The sequence below is a fragment of the Desulfomicrobium aestuarii genome, assembly GCF_055385525.1.
In genome coordinates, this window is sequence record NZ_AP042427.1 from 3,166,876 (window position 1) to 3,184,685 (window position 17,810).

General features: G+C 55.1%; 12 protein-coding genes. 9 read left to right on the top strand and 3 right to left on the bottom strand.

The features are described 5' to 3' along the window. Nucleotides 1-61: 61 nt before the first annotated feature. The 8 genes from ACZ5AC_RS14660 to ACZ5AC_RS14695 all read left to right on the top strand — a co-directional run bounded on the left by ACZ5AC_RS14660 (nucleotide 62) and on the right by ACZ5AC_RS14695 (nucleotide 11,531). Nucleotides 62-2,041, top strand: a complete 1,980-nt coding sequence (locus tag ACZ5AC_RS14660) for a DUF6538 domain-containing protein (protein ID WP_464248314.1) — start codon at nucleotides 62-64, stop codon at nucleotides 2,039-2,041. 219 nt (nucleotides 2,042-2,260) lie between these two features. Continuing rightward, nucleotides 2,261-2,728 (top strand): hypothetical protein, encoded by a 468-nt coding sequence (locus tag ACZ5AC_RS14665; RefSeq protein ID WP_464248315.1) that lies wholly within the window; start codon nucleotides 2,261-2,263, stop codon nucleotides 2,726-2,728. A gap of 216 nt (nucleotides 2,729-2,944) precedes the next feature. Continuing rightward, the gene (tnpA, locus tag ACZ5AC_RS14670; protein WP_464247386.1) at nucleotides 2,945-3,271 is read left to right on the top strand and encodes an IS66 family insertion sequence element accessory protein TnpA; all 327 of its coding nucleotides are present in this window, start codon (nucleotides 2,945-2,947) and stop codon (nucleotides 3,269-3,271) included. Then, nucleotides 3,265-3,615 carry an IS66 family insertion sequence element accessory protein TnpB gene (gene tnpB, locus ACZ5AC_RS14675; RefSeq protein ID WP_464247385.1) on the top strand — a complete coding sequence of 117 codons (351 nt, stop codon included), beginning with the start codon at nucleotides 3,265-3,267 and terminating at the stop codon, nucleotides 3,613-3,615. The genes tnpA and tnpB overlap by 7 nt, the downstream gene beginning before the upstream one ends. 47 nt (nucleotides 3,616-3,662) lie before the next feature. After that, a complete protein-coding gene (gene tnpC / locus ACZ5AC_RS14680) occupies nucleotides 3,663-5,222 on the top strand; it encodes an IS66 family transposase (protein ID WP_464247384.1) in 1,560 nt (519 codons plus the stop codon). 175 nt (nucleotides 5,223-5,397) lie between these two features. Beyond that, nucleotides 5,398-7,140 (top strand): type I restriction-modification system subunit M, encoded by a 1,743-nt coding sequence (locus ACZ5AC_RS14685; protein WP_464248316.1) that lies wholly within the window; start codon nucleotides 5,398-5,400, stop codon nucleotides 7,138-7,140. Then, a complete protein-coding gene (locus ACZ5AC_RS14690) occupies nucleotides 7,137-8,393 on the top strand; it encodes a restriction endonuclease subunit S (RefSeq protein WP_464248317.1) in 1,257 nt (418 codons plus the stop codon). The genes ACZ5AC_RS14685 and ACZ5AC_RS14690 overlap by 4 nt, the downstream gene beginning before the upstream one ends. Before the next feature lie 15 nt (nucleotides 8,394-8,408). Further along, a complete protein-coding gene (locus tag ACZ5AC_RS14695; RefSeq protein ID WP_464248318.1) occupies nucleotides 8,409-11,531 on the top strand; it encodes a type I restriction endonuclease subunit R in 3,123 nt (1,040 codons plus the stop codon). A gap of 356 nt (nucleotides 11,532-11,887) precedes the next feature. On the opposite strand, the gene ACZ5AC_RS14700 is transcribed toward ACZ5AC_RS14695, so the two are convergent. The 3 genes from ACZ5AC_RS14700 to ACZ5AC_RS14710 all read right to left on the bottom strand — a co-directional run bounded on the left by ACZ5AC_RS14700 (nucleotide 11,888) and on the right by ACZ5AC_RS14710 (nucleotide 16,406). Next, nucleotides 11,888-12,574 (bottom strand): recombinase family protein, encoded by a 687-nt coding sequence (locus ACZ5AC_RS14700; RefSeq protein WP_464248319.1) that lies wholly within the window; start codon nucleotides 12,572-12,574, stop codon nucleotides 11,888-11,890. An 869-nt stretch (nucleotides 12,575-13,443) separates the two neighbouring features. Then, nucleotides 13,444-14,259: a phage antirepressor N-terminal domain-containing protein gene (locus tag ACZ5AC_RS14705; RefSeq protein ID WP_464248320.1), complete on the bottom strand. Its 816-nt coding sequence runs from the start codon at nucleotides 14,257-14,259 to the stop codon at nucleotides 13,444-13,446. Between the two features lie 1,577 nt (nucleotides 14,260-15,836). Continuing rightward, a complete protein-coding gene (locus ACZ5AC_RS14710) occupies nucleotides 15,837-16,406 on the bottom strand; it encodes an Hsp20/alpha crystallin family protein (RefSeq protein WP_464248321.1) in 570 nt (189 codons plus the stop codon). Nucleotides 16,407-17,048: 642 nt separating this feature from the next. Between ACZ5AC_RS14710 and ACZ5AC_RS14715 the strand changes: the two genes are divergently transcribed. Further along, nucleotides 17,049-17,810, top strand: a complete 762-nt coding sequence (locus ACZ5AC_RS14715) for a substrate-binding periplasmic protein (RefSeq protein WP_464248322.1) — start codon at nucleotides 17,049-17,051, stop codon at nucleotides 17,808-17,810.

Below are 17,810 nucleotides of genomic sequence, written 5' to 3' on the forward strand. Positions count from 1 at the left end.
GCGGTTGTTTTTTTATGCGCTTCTGCTTCAAAGTGTTACACAAAGCTGGTACACAAGGGGCATGAACGCGATGTCATTGTGCAACCACCTCCAGCGGCGAGGAGCGGTCTACTACTTCCGGGTCCGCATCCCTGCCGATCTCCTCGAAGTCTACGCCCCCAAGCGGGAAATCGTCCACAGCCTGAAGACCAAGGACCCGAAAGAGGCCAAGGCCAAATGCCGAGTGCTGGCCGTCAAGGTCGATCAGGAATTCACGGCCCATCGAAGACGGCTTGAGGCCGAAAAGAAGCTGGCCACTCCCCAGGTGGCTCCGACCCAGCGCAACCTCACGGACCTCGACTCCGTTCAGGACTACGAACTTACCCGCCTCGCCCTGCTCTACCTGCATGAGGTCCTGTCCCATGACGAGATGGAGCGGACGGTAGCCAAGCCCAGCGAGAAGGAGCTCCGTGAATGGGAGGAGACGCAAGAGCATCTCCGCCAGCTCCACGAGCAGCGGGGCCTTGAGTTCACCCCGGAGCCATTCCCCCGCGTCGGCCTTTCGCCGGATACCGTCCGCCGCAAGCGTGAGCATGCCCGGCTGTTCATCCAGGGAGGAGGACTCTGCCTCGCCACCGGGGATACCTCGCTCATTCAGGACGAGGCTCTTGCTTTCCTCGATGCCCACGACTTCAAGGTGGCCGACCTGATGTCATCCAATTTCCAGAAGCTCTGCCTCTCCCTGATCCAGAAGAAGATCGAGGCCCAGGAGGCGATCCTCAAGCGCCTGGACGGAGAGTGGGTTCCTACCCCGTCCCCTGCCGCGCCCCAGGCCCAGATTATCGTGATCAACGGCGCACAGGCCAACCCAGTTTTGTCGTCCATCCCCGGCATCATCCAGCAGACCGTCAACGGCCAGGATCAGGACCAAAAGCTCGTCCCGTCCGCAGACAACCCCCTGCTGTCCGCCATCTGGGAAAGCTACCTGCGGGAGCGCAAGCCAGCGCCCATGACGGAGCGAGACTTCGAGGCCTCCGTGAACCGCTTCATTGAACTGGTCGGCAACCTCCCGGTCCAGGCTATCACCAAGTCCCACTTTCGGCAGTTCAAGGAAGCCCTGCTCAAGCTCCCCGCTCACCTCCCCAAGGAGATCCGCAGGCTCCCGCTCCCGAAGCTCCTGGCCAAGGTCGAACAGGATCAGAAGAACGGGACCGAGTACAAGCTACTGAACCCCACGACCGTGAACAACAAGTACCTGGGAGCGCTCAAGGCCGTCCTCAGCCATGCCGTTGACGGCGGGTTCATCGACACCAACCCGGCTGAACAGATCAGGGTTACCTTCCACGCGGACACGCAAGGCGAGGCGGAACCATCCGTCCTGCCCTACACGGACGAGGAACTCAGCATCATCTTCTCGTCCTCCTTCTTCGTCGCTGGCCAGCCGGACAAGTTCAAAGAGAAGATGACCAGAGACCAGATCCTCGACTACCAGTGGATCTCCATTCTTGGCCTGTTCACGGGAGCGAGGCTGGAAGAGATCGGCCAGCTAGATGTTGCGGACCTCATGGAGGAGGACGGCGTGAACTACCTGTACGTACACGGCGATCCGAACTCGACCCGAAGAATCAAGAACAGGTCCTCCCGACGCAAGATCCCCGTTCACCCCCGCCTCATCGAACTGGGCTTCCTCGACTTCGTGGCACTCCGGGCAAGCCAGGGCGAGAAGAAAATCTTCTCAACCCTTGCAGAGTTGGACGGCAGGAAGGGCAAAAGAACCAGCGCGTTTTCCAAATGGTGGGCACGATTCACAAAGGGGATTGGTGTGAAGAGTAGCGGACAGAAGGTCTTCCATTCCTTCCGCCACACATTCAAACGGGCCATGCGGAACGCACAGGTTGACGACAACTTGACAGACGCCATCCAAGGACACAGCAACAGAAGCGTCTCCGCCCACTACGGCAGGGACAAAGACGGCATGGGTTATGCGCTTCCCGTCCTGTTTGAGGCGATCAGCAAGGTAGGCGTAGATCAGGTGTTGATCCCCAAGCCAGAGGGGAAATAGCGAGACAACACTGGATCCAATTATAGCAGTCAGATGCAATCAGGACTCAGCCTCAAACCAAGAATCTTCAGCGCAAGCTGAGGCTTGAATAGTAATATCCTCTTTAACGCCACAACAGAAATTGTATTACACTTATTAATTATTTTTTTTAAACATTTATTGCGTCATACAATTTTTTATTTTATTTTTAGTTTCTATAACTTTTTATAGGAGGCTACTGTGAAATTTCGCATTTTAATTTTTTTTGGATTTTTTTTACTTTGCTCTGCTTGTTTTTCTAATGCCGGATGGTTCGGACCGAGTAATTTTGATGAGTGTCTTCTAGAGAAAATGAAAGGTCAAGATCAATCGATGTTAAAAATTTCTGCCCGAATGTGTGAAAAAGAATTTCCATACGAGCGAGAACTTGGATTCGGATATTTTAATCATATAAAATACAGATGGATGACAGATATTAATCAAATATCTGTTGAAATAGAGCAAAATAATGGAGACTATATTATTACAAAAATCAGAGCAAGTTTCTCGAAAAAACCATACGAAGAACAGCCAAAATACGGATTTGACAGTGATATAACAAAAGAAATTTCTATTATTGGAGACAAAATTGGAAGCTTTCAAGTTGATGATGGACTGTCTTACAAATCAATGCAAATTAATGCAATATATGGCAAATATCGGAAATAGTATTTTCTTATCACGGACCGAGCAAGCCCCAAAAAAATCACAGAGAAAATAGCACCCCTTCACCACCCGCAGTCATTACAGGCAACCACATCAGAATGGGCCTAGCGCTTGCGTCATACAGGCGAAATCTGTAGTGCTCCGTAAGCGCTCATTAGAGCCCATCTTCCAATAATTTCAAGCCATGAGATAAAGGACCTTCAATCCAAGGAGGTCCTCATGAAATCTCGCATCCGCCAGAACCGTGCTGCCCGATGGCTCGCTCATGTTGAACAGTGGCGGCAAAGCGGCATGGGCAAGACTGCGTATTGCACGGCGCACGGCCTGAATTTCAGCTCATTCCGGTACTGGCTGCGCAAATCGCGTTCGGCATCAGTGGATGTGCCTGCCTTGCCGCCCGCAATCGTCCCTCTCCCGTTCACCCTGGCCCTGAAGGCTCCGTCCATCGGACTGCTTGTCGGCAACTGTTACGCCCTGGATATTCCTGCCGACTTCGACGAAGCTATGCTGACCAGACTTCTGTCCGTCCTGGAACCCCGATGCTGAGGATGCCTGCGGCCAAGGTCTATCTTGCTCCCGGCACCACGGACATGCGGGCCGGTATCGACAGGCTGAGCATGACGGTCCAGGGCATCCTTGATCTGGACCCTTTCTCTGGGCACCTCTTCGTCTTCTGCAACCGCAGGCGCGACGCCATCAAGGTGCTGCACTGGGATCGCAACGGCTTCTGCCTCTGGCACAAGCGTCTGGAGAAGCATCGATTCTGTTGGCCCGAGCGAGTGTCTGAGGTCATGAACATCACCCCTCAACAGCTCGGCTGGCTCCTTGATGGACTCACCCTCACGCCGCAAGGAGCGCATCAAAGGCTGCATTACAAATCGGTTCTGTAGCAATAAAATCCTTGCTATTTCAATATATTATTGCTAAGTGCGCTTACATGGGAGACATCGAAAATCTTCCCGATGACGTCGGGCAACTCAAGCATTTGGTCTGGGATTACTACCAGCAAAACCGCCATCTTCAGGACCGCGTGGCCCTGTTGCAGGCCGCGCTGTATGCTCCCAAGTCCGAAAAATCCAAGGACCTCTTCCAGGGCATCCTGCCTCTGCCTTTGGCCAGGATCGCCGAGGTGAAGCCCAAGCCCGCGGAAGTGCCCGTCGTCGAAGTCCCGGCCCACACCAGGGCCAAGCGGGGACGTAAGCCCCTGCCGGACAGTCTGCCGCGCATCGAGATCACTCACGATTTGCCCGAGGACCAGAAAGTCTGCGCCTGCGGGGCCTGCCTGAAGCGCATCGGCGAAGAGGTCTCCGAGAAGCTCGACTACGTCCCGGCCGTCATGCAGGTGGAGCGCCATATCAGGCCCAAGTATGCCTGCCCGGCCTGTGACGGCGAGGAGGGCATGCCGGTGGTGCGTATCGCGCCCATGCCGCCGCAGATTATCCCCAAGGGCATCGCTACGCCGAACCTCCTGGCGCAGGTCATTACCGCCAAGTTCGTCGATGCCATGCCGTTCTACCGCCAGACCAAGCAGTTTGCCCGCCTGGGCGTGGACATCCCGCGCCATTCCATGTCCGGATGGGCCATGGCCGTGGCCAAGGCGCTGGAGCCATTCGGAGCACTGTTCCGGGCGGAGATCCGCTCCGGGCCGGTCATCAACATGGACGAAACCACCCTGCAAGTCCTCAAGGAACCGGGACGATCCGATACGTCCACGTCATACCTGTGGCTCTTCCGTGGCGGAAACCCCAAGCGGCCGACCGTGGTCTATCGCTACGACCCGACCAGGTCGGGCTCCGTCCCCAAGGAATATCTGGGCGATTACAAGGGCTACATCCAGACCGACGGCTACTCCGGATACCAGGCTCTCGGCGAGTCGGACGACATCATCCACGTCGGCTGCATGGCCCACATCCGTCGTAAGTTCGTCGACGTCCAGAAGGCGACCTCGAAGAAGATCATGCACGGGACAGCCAAGGAAATCCTGGATCTCATCGGCCTGCTCTACAAGGTCGAGCACAATATCAAAGAGCTGGAGCCGGAGGAAAAGGTCGCCAACCGCAGGGAGCAGGCCGTTCCCATCCTCGACGCGATACGGGCCATCCTTGATGAGCGTATCGACCACGTCCCGCCCAAGAGCCTGCTCGGGCAGGCCATGACCTACGCCCGCAACCAGTGGAGCCGGGCCGTGCGCTACGTGGACTGCGGATTGCTCACGCCCGACAACAACGCGGCCGAGAACGCCATCCGCCCCGTGGCCCTGGGCCGGAAGAACTGGCTCTTTGCCGGCGTCCCCAAGGGTGCAGACGCCAGCGCCATGCTCTTTTCCCTGGTGGAAACCGCCAAGGCCAACGAGATCGAGCCCCAAGCTTACCTGAAATTCCTCTTCGAACGCTTTCCCGCAGCGCAGTCCACGGCAGTCATAAAGGCGCTCATGCCGCAGCACGTGGACAGATCCCTTCTCCCAAGCCTCCCCAAGCCCAAGCCGCGCAAGAAATAGAACTCCTCCCTGTCCCTATCGCATATCAGATACACCCGTGAAAGATGCGGATGTCTGAGCGCTTACCAGGCGAAATCTGTAGTGCTCCGAGAAGTTTTGTCGAAAGGGACTAATCAGTTACACCACCCTTTCGGCCTTCTCGGAGCAACCAACTACCATCAGGATTCCGCCTCTCATGAACCAGCAATCCCTGTCCGCCTTCATCTGGTCCGTCGCCGACCTCCTGCGGGGCGACTACAAGCAGTCCGAATATGGCCGCGTCATCCTTCCCTTCACCGTTCTGCGACGTCTCGACTGCGTCCTGGCTCCCACGAAGCAAGCCGTCCTGGCAGAACTGGAGAACCGGCAGAAGCTGGGAATCAACCCGGAGCCGTTCCTGTTGAGGGCTTCAGGCCAGACCTTCTTCAACACCTCATCCCTCGACATGAAAAAGCTCATGGGGGATCAGGATCACATCCGCGAGAACCTCTTCAACTACGTCAGTTCGTTCTCGTCCTCTGTGAGGGATGTCTTCGAGCGCTTCGAGTTCCACGGGCAGGTTGACCGGCTCGCCAAATGCGGCCTGCTCTATCAGGTCACCGAGCGATTTACCCAGATCGACCTCCACCCGGATCAGGTCACCAACCACCAGATGGGCCTCGTCTTCGAGGAACTGATCAGGAAGTTCGCGGAGCTTTCCAACGAGACCGCCGGTGAGCACTTCACCCCGCGTGAGGTCATCCGGCTCATGGTCAACCTCATCTTCATCGAGGACGACGATGTCTTGTCCAAACCGGGCGTGGTCCGCACCATCTACGATCCGACGGCGGGGACCGGGGGCATGCTGTCCATTGCCGGTGAATACCTCGAAGAGCACAACCCCAAGGCTCGGCTCACGGTCTACGGCCAAGAGCTGAACCCGGAGTCCTTCGCCATCTGCAAGGCGGACATGCTCATCAAGGGCCAGGACGTTTCCAACATCGTCTTTGGCAACACGCTCTCGGATGACGGGCACGGCGGGAAGCATTTCGACTACATGCTATCCAATCCGCCCTTCGGCGTGGAGTGGAAAAAAGTGGAGAAGGAGGTCCGCAAGGAGCACGAAAGCCAGGGATTCAACGGTCGCTTCGGGCCGGGGCTGCCCAGGATCTCCGACGGGTCCATGCTGTTCCTGCTCCATCTCATCAGCAAGATGCGTCCAGTGGCTGACGGCGGGAGCCGCTTTGGCATCGTCCTCAACGGTTCACCCTTGTTCACTGGCGGAGCCGGGAGCGGGGAAAGCGAGATCCGCCGCTACGTGCTGGAGAACGATCTGCTTGAGGCCATCGTCGGTCTGCCTACGGACATGTTCTACAACACGGGCATCAGCACTTACGTGTGGATCGTGAGCAACAAGAAGCCGGAGCACCGCAAGGGCTTGGTCCAACTCATCGACGCTTCAGCCATGTGGCAGAAGATGAGGAAGAGCCTGGGGAGCAAGCGCAAGGAACTCTCCGACGAGCACATTGCCGAGATCACCCGTCTGTTCGGCCAGTTCGTGGAGGCCGAGGCCGACGGCAAGCCCATCAGCCGGATCTTCAAGAACACGGACTTCGGCTACCGGAGCATCACCGTGGAACGCCCGGAGCGGGACGAGAAAGGCAAAATCGTCCTGGGCCAGCGGGGCAAGATGAAGGGCAAGCCCATGGCGGACTCGAAGCTCCGGGACACCGAGAACGTGCCCCTGAACGAGGACGTGGAAGAGTACTTCAAGCGGGAGGTCCTGCCCCATGCCCCGGATGCCTGGATCGATCATGACAAAACCAAGGTGGGCTATGAGATCCCGTTCAACCGCCACTTCTACGTCTTCACCCCGCCACGTCCGTTGGCGGAGATTGATGCGGATCTGAAGCTAACCACGGATCGGATCAAGGCGATGATAGAGGGGCTGACGGCATGAGCTTTCCGAAGTATCCGGAGTACAGGGAAAGTGGGGTGGAATGGTTGGGAGAAGTGCCCAAGCACTGGGCATGTACTTCTTTGAAAAAGGGGTATGTCGTCACGCTTGGCAAGATGCTACAACCAGAACGCAAGGCCAATTCTGACGTATTGAAACCATACATTCGGGCTGCAAATATTCAGTGGGTAGGCATCGATGTTTCAGATGTTAAGGAGATGTGGTTTAGCCCTGCCGAAATTGAAAGCCTATCTCTGGAGCCGGGCGATCTCCTCGTGAGCGAAGGAGGCGATGTTGGCAGATCTGCATTATGGAGACGTGACATAGTAGATTGTTATTTTCAAAATTCTGTCAACAGGATAAGACCTTTTGGTGGAAACTCTACTGAGTATCTTTATTACTGGATGTCTGCATTAAAAGACAAGGGCTTCATTGACGTTGTTTGTAACAAGTCAACAATTGCCCATTTTACAGCCGAAAAGGTACAAGCAGTGCCGGTCTTGTTCCCTTCTCCACAAGAGCAATCCGCCATCGCCGCCTTCCTCAACCGCGAGACCGCCAAGATTGATGCTTTGGTTGCCGAGCAGGAAAAATTGATTGAGCTCCTGAAGGAGACAATTGTAACTCTGGCTTTATCAGCCTTTACCGACCCAACATCTCAAGAGACTCGCCTCGGAAATATCGTAGATGTGATCAGTCGCCCTGTAACACAAGCAGCGGGTGAGCATTATGAACCTCTAGGGATTTATAATCGAGGCAGAGGTTTATTTCATAAAGATCCACGTGAGATGGAAGAAATGGGAGATTCCATTTTTTTTTGGGTCAAAGAAGGAGATCTTATTATCAGTGGCCAGTTTGCTTGGGAAGGGGCTGTCGCATTAGCACAAGCAACCGAAGAGGGATGCGTTGTATCTCATAGATACCCAGTTCTTAGAGGCAGAAAAAGTGTTGCGCTTACTGAATATATTTATGCACTACTATTAACAAAACATGGAGATTTTCTTCTAAACGAAAATTCCAGGGGAGCAGCTGGAAGAAATAGGCCGCTAAATATCAACTTACTTCTCAAAGAAAAGGTACTTGTGCCTAATCTTAATGTCCAAAGGAAAATTTCAGAGGTAGTCCATTCAGAAATTTCAATCTCAAAAGAAGTCCAGAAGGCTATCATCCTCCTCAAAGAACGCCGAGCCGCCCTCATCTCCGCCGCCGTCACCGGCAAGATCGACGTGCGAGGACTGGCGGACGCCATGCAGTAACACCCCGGAGAAGCCATGAGCCTGCACAAGGAAATCGAGTTCGAGAACGACATCTGCTCCCATCTGGCCGCTCATGGCTGGCTGTACGATCCGACCGACTGCCAAACCTACGACCGGCAACGGGCGCTGTTCCCGGCTGATGTCCTTGCGTGGGTGAAGCAGACCCAGCCCAAGGCCTGGGACGGGCTGACCAAGAGTCATGGCGCGGCGGCGGAAGCCGTCCTTCTCGACCGCATCCGCAAGCAGTTGGACGACCGGGGAACCCTCGATGTCATCCGCTTCGGCGTTGAACTCCTGGGCCTGCGTCAGCCCTTGAGCCTCGCCCAGTTCAAGCCAGCCCTGGCCATGAACCCGGACCTTCAGGCCAAGTATGAAGCCAACCGGCTCCGGGTGGTGCGGCAGGTGCGCTACTCCGTCCACAACGAGAACTGCCTGGACCTCGTGCTGTTCCTGAACGGCATCCCCGTGGCCACTGTGGAACTGAAGACGGACTTCACCCAGTCGGTCTTCGATGCCGTGGACCAGTACCGCTTCGACCGCAACCCAAGGCCCAAGGGCCAAGGGACGCCGGAACCGCTTCTCGATTTCCCACGCGGCGCTCTGGTTCACTTCGCCGTGAGCAACTCCCTGGTCCGCATGACCACCAAACTCCAGGGCGCGGTCACGACCTTCCTGCCCTTCGACCGGGGGAACAACAAGGCAGCAGGGAACCCGGTCAACCCAGAAGGCCACTCCACGTCCTACCTGTGGGAAGAGGTCTGGGAGCGGGAAAGCTGGCTGGAGATCCTGGGTCGCTACATCGTGGCCATGCGTGACCCCAAGAAGCGGATCGAGAAGATCATCTTCCCCCGCTACCACCAACTCGGCGCCACGCGGAAACTGGTCCGCACCGTGCTGGAGGAAGGACCGGGACAGAAGTACCTGATCCAGCACTCGGCAGGATCGGGGAAGACCAACTCCATCGCATGGTCCGCCCACTTCCTGGCCGACCTCCACGACGCCAACCACAAGAAGATCTTCGACTCGGTCCTCGTTGTCAGTGACAGGACGGTCCTCGATGCCCAGCTTCAGGAGGCCATCTTCGCCTTCGAGCGAACCACGGGCGTAGTGGCCACCATCACTGGCGAACACCAGAGCAAGAGCGGCGAACTGGCCAATGCGCTGTCAGGCGGCAAGAAGATCGTGGTCTGCACCATCCAGACCTTCCCGTTCGCCATCAAGGCTGTGCAGGAACTGGCCGCGACCCAAGGCAAGACCTTTGCCGTCATCGCCGACGAGGCCCACAGCTCCCAGACAGGGGAAGCGGCGGCCAAGCTCAAGCAGGTGCTGTCTGCCGAGGAACTGAAGGAGCTTGCCGACGGCGGGGAGTTCAGCACCGAGGATCTGCTGGCCGCACAGATGGCCGCACGGGCACGGGAGGACGGCATCACCTACGTGGCATTCACGGCAACGCCCAAGGCCAAGACCCTGGAACTTTTCGGACGCCTTCCTGACCCTACCCGGCCAGCTTCGGACGACAACGCCCCGGAACCCTTCCACGTCTACAGCATGCGCCAAGCCATCGAGGAAGGCTTCATACTCGACGTGCTCAAGAACTACACCTCGTACAAGCTCGCCTTCCGCCTCTCCCACAACGGGAAGGACATGGACGAGAAGGAGGTGGACCGCAGCGAGGCCATGAAGGACATCATGCACTGGGTCCGGCTCCATCCCTACAACATCAGCCAGAAGGTCAAGATCGTCGTCGAGCACTTCCGAAAGAACGTCGCCCCACTGCTCGAAGGCAAGGCCAAGGCCATGGTTGTCACGGCCAGCCGTGCCGAGGTTGTGCGCTGGCAACTCGCCACCAACAAGTACATCAAGGAGCAGGGATACAAGATCGGGGCGCTGGTGGCCTTCTCCGGTGAGGTCAAGGACGACGAACTGGGACCGGATGGGTTCACCGAGACGAGCAAGACCTTGAATCCCACCCTGAACGGACGGGACATCAGGGAAGCCTTCGGGACCGAGGAGTACCAGCTTCTGCTCGTGGCCAACAAGTTTCAGACCGGCTTCGACCAGCCCCTCCTCTGCGGCATGTACGTGGATAAGCGCCTTGCCGGTATCCAGGCCGTGCAGACCCTATCGCGCCTCAACCGCCGCCACCGGGGCAAGGACACCACCTACATCCTCGACTTCGTGAACGAGCCGGAAGAGATCCTGGCCGCGTTCAAGACCTACTACGAGACGGCGGAGTTGGAGGGCGTGACCGACCCGAACCTCGTCTTCGACCTCCGGGCCAAGCTCGACGCTCAGGGCTTCTACGATGACAACGAGGTGAACCGGGTGGTCAACGTCGAGATGGACCCAAGGTCCACCCAGAAGGATCTCGCCGCCGCCATAGCCCCCGTGGCTGACCGTCTGCTCCGCCGCTACAAGGAGCTTCAGAAGGCCATGAAGGCGGCGCAAGCCATCAAGGACCACAAGGCTGAAAAGGACGCCCAGGACGAGAAGAACGCCCTGGAGCTTTTCAAGCGGAACATGGGAGCCTTCAAGCGGGTCTATTCCTTCCTGTCCCAGATCTTCAACTACGAGAACACGGACATCGAGAAGCGCTCCATCTTCTACCGGCGGCTCCTGCCCCTGCTGGAGTTCGGACGGGAGCGAGACGAGATTGATCTGTCAGGGGTCGCGCTCACCCACCACCAGCTCAAGAACAAGGGTACTCGGAATCCGAACTTGGATGGTGGTGAAGGTACGTCTGTCGGGCGAGCATTCGAGGAAACAGGCAGTGCCGAGGTTCGAGACAAGCAGAAGGCGCTCCTGGCCGAGATCATTTCCAAGGTGAACGACCTGTTCGAGGGCGAGCTGACGGACGACGACAAGCTGATCTACGTGAACAACGTCATCAAGGGGAAGCTCATGGAGTCGGAGATCCTTGCCGAGCAGGCGGCGAACAACACGAAGGAACAGTTCGCCAACTCACCGGATCTGGCCAACGAGATCCTCAATGCCATCATGAACGCCTTGGAGGCTCACACGACCATGAGCAAGCAGGCTCTGGAGTCGGAGAAGGTCCGCCATGGGTTGAGAGATATTTTGCTGGATCATGCGGGGTTGTATGAGGACTTGAGGAGCAAGGCAGGGGCTGTAATGTAATACTTGCAACATCTGACCAAGCAAACCATCAACTGTTTAAGGATCGACTATGTTTGGAGAATTTGGAGAGTTTGAAGGACTGTCAAGTCATGCTGCATTTATGCTCGCGTTTCTTTTTGTTACTCCACAGCTTTTGATCAAATTTTTCAAGATTGATCAGAAGTATACATACAAAGTATTCTGCCTATTTGTATTCTTTATTCTTACTTACGGCTGTTATCAGTTTTTTGTGGCAATATTCAGTTCAGAAACACCGATTGTAATGGCTATCGGCGCAGTTATTCTCTTCATGATGACAGGTTCAGTTGTAAAAAAATCGATACTTTCCAACACGGATTGAAAAAAAATAAAGAGAGTCATACTGACCTGATACGTTCAAGGAGATTCTTCACGCTGGACGCATGCCACTTCCCGCCCCTGGCAGTGGTGATGCTCCTCCGATTCAACTCCTCGGCAATCTCCCGCAAACTGGTCGCCCCGGCGTCCTGAATCTCCTTGACCACTCCAGCCAGCTTCGAGGCCCGTTCATCGGCTCCCCGCTTGATGGCCTCCACTCCCATCTCGTTCCCGTACTGACGGAGATGCGCAGCTCCACTCGGGCAGCCGAGCTTCACGCCCCGTTCCTTGGCGGCGGCAAGAGCGGCCTTGGTCCTGGCCGAGATGGCCTTCCGCTCTTCCTGGGCAACTAGCGCCATGATGCCCACGGTCAGTTCGTTGGCGGTCGGCATGTCCACGGCCACAAACTTCACACCAGCCTCCTGAAGGCCGAGCAGGAAGTGGGCATTGCGTGACAGGCGGTCCAGTTTGGCGATGACCAAGGTAGCGCCTGTGAGCTTGCAATGCTCCAAGGCCTTGGCCAGCTTGGGCCTGTCGTTCTTCTTGCCGCTCTCGGTCTCCATGTACTCGGCCAGGAGTTCCCAGTTCCCACCATTCAGGAACTCAAGGACTGCCCTTCTCTGGGCCTCGATTCCCAGCCCGGACTCCCCTTGCTTGGTCGTGGATACTCGCAGGTATGAGACGAACTTCCCGTTATGCTGAACCATGATCTTCCTCCTTCTTGGCGCTGTTCATATTCCGCTTACGACCGTTAGCAAATTTTGTACAAAAAAATTATCCGCTGTCAAGAGTGTTGATCGTCTGTCCTATCAGGCCGGATGGGGAAAAGATGAAGCCTCTTGCATCGCCCAGCTAGGCGCTGGCCGAGAAATACCCCACCCATACGAGATAGACGTGGCTTCCCAACACGGCCCATGCCACGGGGGGGCACTCACTCACTGTCTACGATATATGGGCTTTCAGATTTTTAGAGCAAAACATTCCGGACTCTCCTATCCTTCCTGATGCAATCCCCCACAGCTCCCCAGATCTGCAAACTCGACCAAACTTCTCCGAACTGCGTGAATTATCCGATGTTTTTTGAACTCCAAAATTTTTTCCGACCTACAGGCCTCGCTAACAGACAAGTGTTCAAAATCCCGCACCACCACGCCAGGAAGAACGCATGTGGTTGTTTTGTGGACTATGCGAGTCGGATTTCAAAAAAAAGGCCGCTACAAGGACGTCACCATGTGCAACGAGACGGAGCACGTGGGAGTCATAAACTTGTAGCGGCCTTGGAGGATTAGGGACTACGGCAAACGCTAAGCTGCCGTTCTCGTCGATCTGGGTTTAGTACTTGGTCGACGGCCCATCCTGAATGGGTACAGCGCACAATGAGTCAGAGGGCATTTTCTGATCTCGCCGTCGCTGCCGCCAGAGCAGTCAAGACACTTGGCCCGGATGGCAAGCAGGGCAGAGTTCTTTCGGACGGCTTCAGCGGCTTTCACCTTTGCTTTTTCGCATGAGTTATCCGGTGTTTTTTCAACGCCAGAGTTTTTTCCGACCTGTGGATCATGACGGTTTGCGCTCATGATTATTCCTCCTCTATCATGTACGTTTCCATCAGGATCTCCAGTCCGCGCTTAGTGATGCGCCCGTAGCAGTTCGGCATGCCGTCTATTGACCCATCTATCGGCACGGCAATCATCCATCCCCGCTTCATTGCATGCTGTGTCGGGATAACGCCCTTCTTCCGCTTGAACAGCCAGCCATACTGACGCAATTCCTTACCAAGGGCCTTGGCTGACATACCCAGTATTTTCCCGGCCTCGGTCAGGGTCAGTGTTCCCTCAGTGTTCATGTAGGTATCGAAGAGAGCGACCTTGGGAGCCATGAGGGCATTCTGCTTCTTAAGCCTCATGTTCTCCTTGACCTGTTGGGCAGCGAATTCCAACGCTTCAGACAGCGACTGCGGAATCTCGAACTGCTCCTGAACCACGGGATTGGACCGAAGATCCTGACGGAACCATGCGTCGAGAGCGAGGAAAGCCTCAGCACGATAGAGGTTCAGCTTGGCCTGGAGTTCAGGGCGGACCCTCTTGATCGTGAAGAGCCACCCGGAAAGGAACTCGATGGGGAGCATGAGGGTCTTCTGATTACCACCAGTGGAAGGTGTCACGATAATCGTGACGGCTGTGGAAAGTACCTGATCAGCCATGATCTTCACATGCTGTCCCTGCCAAGTGATACCCAAGGCATCACAAACATGACGGGGCGAGAAGTAGCACTTGTTGTCGGCGGTGACGGTGGCGAGGATGTTGGAGCCACAGACGTTGACTTCTTCATGACGGACGATGGACGGGGACACGACACTGTTCTCTTCGGTGCGGATGGAAATGATGTTGTTCATAACGATATGCTCCTGTTGGGCTGGGTTTGTTTGCTCCTTGGGGTTGAACGAAAAGAACCCCTCCCATCGTTCCCCACGTTGTCCGGCAATCCGCGAAAGCCGAGACGAATGACGAAACGAAGGAAGGGGTTCAACCAGCACGAGTAGGGAGCAGCTACATCGTTATGGCATGGCATCTATCCGAAAAGCACACGCCACAGGCTGCCGTGAATTGTTCATGGCAATATCCCGTGTGGATTGATGCTTTTTTGTGTATCTTGGAGGAGTACAGGCAGAGAGAGAAAATCTGCCTCCGCCTTGGATGGCGTGAGGGGAGACTATATGACGGACATGAGGTCCAGGTTTCTGTACATCGCAATAAAAAAGTCACGACCTCATGGGTATGATATGGGCCGACCTCATGTTTGCATTATGGCTTGGTGATAAGCATCGTTGATCATAGACCATCATGGAGGAGGTCGGCCCTATAGGTGAAACAAGAGGCTTCACCAAAGGAGCACATGAATATGAAGCAAGAAATGGTGGGCTTGAAGCCTGTAGTGTTCATTTGCTTCTTTGGCAAGACACTCTTGGGATAGTGAGTAGATTCTTCCATGTTCAGGTGTTCATCAATCATGGATCATCATTGAGGAGGTCGTCTCTATGTGTTCAACTACAGGAGTAGATAAAGGCTCTCCATATGATTCAACCCGAAGATGACTTACAGGGAGACATATGGTTTGTCTTTAGTTCGACCTGTAGGTTTACCTAGAGTTTTTATAACTTATTAAGAAAGACTATTAAACAAGATCACTTATAGTCAAAGCATTATGAGAACCTATGGCCATCTATTAGTAATAGCTATTGGTTTGACTTTGGCCCCCCCTACCCCCCAAAGCTGTCAAAGGGCCTCTGCGGCGTTTTATGACAGCACGTCAGGCGATCCATACAGCCCCCCCTATTCTGTATGGTCGTTGCTCCTGACGGGGCGTCCTAGGGCTTGGCCATTGTTCCGACGGCAGGAGGAACCTGCCTTGCAAGTGGCCATGCGGTGTGATCTTCAGGGATGGTAGGCTCCCTGAACCCAGGACGTAGGCAAGACCACCGGATGGCCTGCCTTGGTTTGTGTGTGGTCGTGGTTGTTGTTGATCGAGGCCACGCCCTCGCTGTTGTTGTCTTGGTTGTCGTCGTCGCTTCCTAAAGCCATGGTTAATTGAAAATCCTTGTTAGCCTTGAGTTTCCGGGCGGCGGGTCACCATGCCTCTTATCCGATAGTGAGGGGTAATTCCCTTTGCCTCTTTTCCGATAGTGGGTGGTAATTCTCCGGCACGTACCTCTAAAAGTGCAGGGTAATCCCCGGTGGCCCCGGCTCTAAAAGTGGCATGTTCTGGGAATCCTTGTCAGCCGTGGGTTTCCGAGCGCTTGTCCGTTGTTGGTCACAGTCGTCGTATTCATCAGTTTTCTCATTCGCATTCATGAGGTGCATAGAATAAAGAAAGGCTGGTGAGGGTCAATGTCCTCTACCAGCCTTTGGGGTCCTATCGCCTACGTGGTGATGAAATCGAATGTGTTATTGATTCTTTGAAATGATCACAAGATCAGTCATCTTTCGAACTTTCAATCGCAATCTTGCGGGATTCTGTCTCAATGGCCTTGTTACGCGGCATGGTTATTCTCAGTACTCCCTTGTTCAACTTGGCGTTTATGCGTTCTTTGTCTGCATCTTCAGGAACATTGAGTACCCGGCGGAATGAACCGTAAGATCGTTCGACGCGGTAGTAGCCTTTTTCTTCTGTTTTCTCTTCATGCCTCTTTTCGGCAGAGAGAATCAACACATCATCTTTCAGCTCAACAGACAAGTCTTTCTCTTCGATGCCGGGAAGTTCCGCTTCAACAACGTACTCTTTATCAGTGCCATAAATATCGACTTTCGGCTTGATGGCAGACTTGCCAAGCATCGGGCTTGCTGTGTCGAACCAGCGGCGGGGCGAAGGCATTCCAAAGCCAGAGAACATTGAATCAACCATGCGGTCAAATTCTGCGTGAAAATGGTCAATTGGAGAAGCGTATCCCCTTTCTTCCCGTTCCGCCTGCTTAACTGGAAGGGTCTTTTCCTGTTCGCTTTCCTTCTTAAACCAGTTCCATGGATTAAGCTTAGAGACCATCATAGCGTCCTCCTTGAAATGTTTGGTATTTATGGTTAGCATTGTTCGAATAAATCTGAAGAACGCCTTGTCAAGATAGGGTTGTGCATCGGACACGGTGGATCGAATATCCACTCCGTCCACCGCCCCATCGTTCCTGCGCTTCCTGCCATGCTTCATGGACGAACCCGTAGCGCGGCCAGGGATCGTTCTACCCCGCCGAACGCAAAACAGGTTCCCGACTTTCCAACGGGTGACGACAAGCACGGTTTCGAGATGGAGATCCTTGACAACTGACTGGGGAAAACACGATGGAAAAGGCAGGAGAGAGGGCCGGAAAAACACCACCAAAACTGTTACACAGCACGGGTCTCACAGAGAAGCAGAAGCGTTTAAAATCAAGCGGTTAAGGTGCAAAATTGTGACTCCTCTCTTCGGCACCAGAAAGTCAAAGGGTTGCAGCAGAAATGCCGCAACCCTTTTTCTTTTTCTTCGGCGCACGGCTGTGTTCGAGCCGTATGCAACCAAATGGGAATGAGCATACATGAACTCAAGCCCTCCTTCCTGAAATGGTTGCGAAAGGTGCCGAGAGTTTCGTACATGTTCACGACGAAACCGTCAGAGGCTGCCGGTGGCGGACAAAACCGATGATTCAAGGAGTCGAGAATGCGCGCAGGCCTTTGGAAAAACATCCTCCGGTTTCTCTCGGCCATGCTTCTGCTGCCATCCGTCTCCCCGGCGCAACCGCTGGAAGTCCTCTACTTTGAATACCCTCCGTATTACCATGCCCTGCCGGACGGGCGGGCGGCGGGACTGATTGTCGATCTGGCCGGCAAGGTGTTCGCCAAGGCGGGTGTCGAGGCCGAATTCCGCTTCGTCCCGGTCAAGCGAATCCTGCAGGACATACAGACCGGTCAGCCCGTCGCTTCCTTGGGCTGGTTCAAAACTCCGGAGCGCGAGGAATTTGCCCGATTTTCCCTGCCCGTTTACATAAACCGCCCGGTCGGAGTTTTCTTTTTGCGCGAAAAGGAGGAACTGTTCCGCCCCTACGAGACCCTCGAAGCGTTGATGGCGAGCGGAAAGTTACGCATGGGAAGGGTCGCGGGCCTTTCCGACGGGCCGCAGATCGACGCCATGCTGGCCAGATACCCCGACAGGATCGTCCAGGTCACAGCCGATTCGGTACGTCTGGTCAAGATGCTCAAAACCGACCGGTTTGACTTCTTTCTGCTGCCGCCGGAAGAGATCGATGTCCTTCTGCAGGAATCCCAGGTTCCGCCGGAAGACTTCGCGCTCAAAGCCATGAGCGACATCCCCCAGGGCAACAGCAGGCACATCATTTACTCCAAGACCGTCGACGAGGCCCTGATCCGCAGGGTTGACGACGCCATCCTCTCCGAGATCGGGGACCTCACGACGAAACAGTAA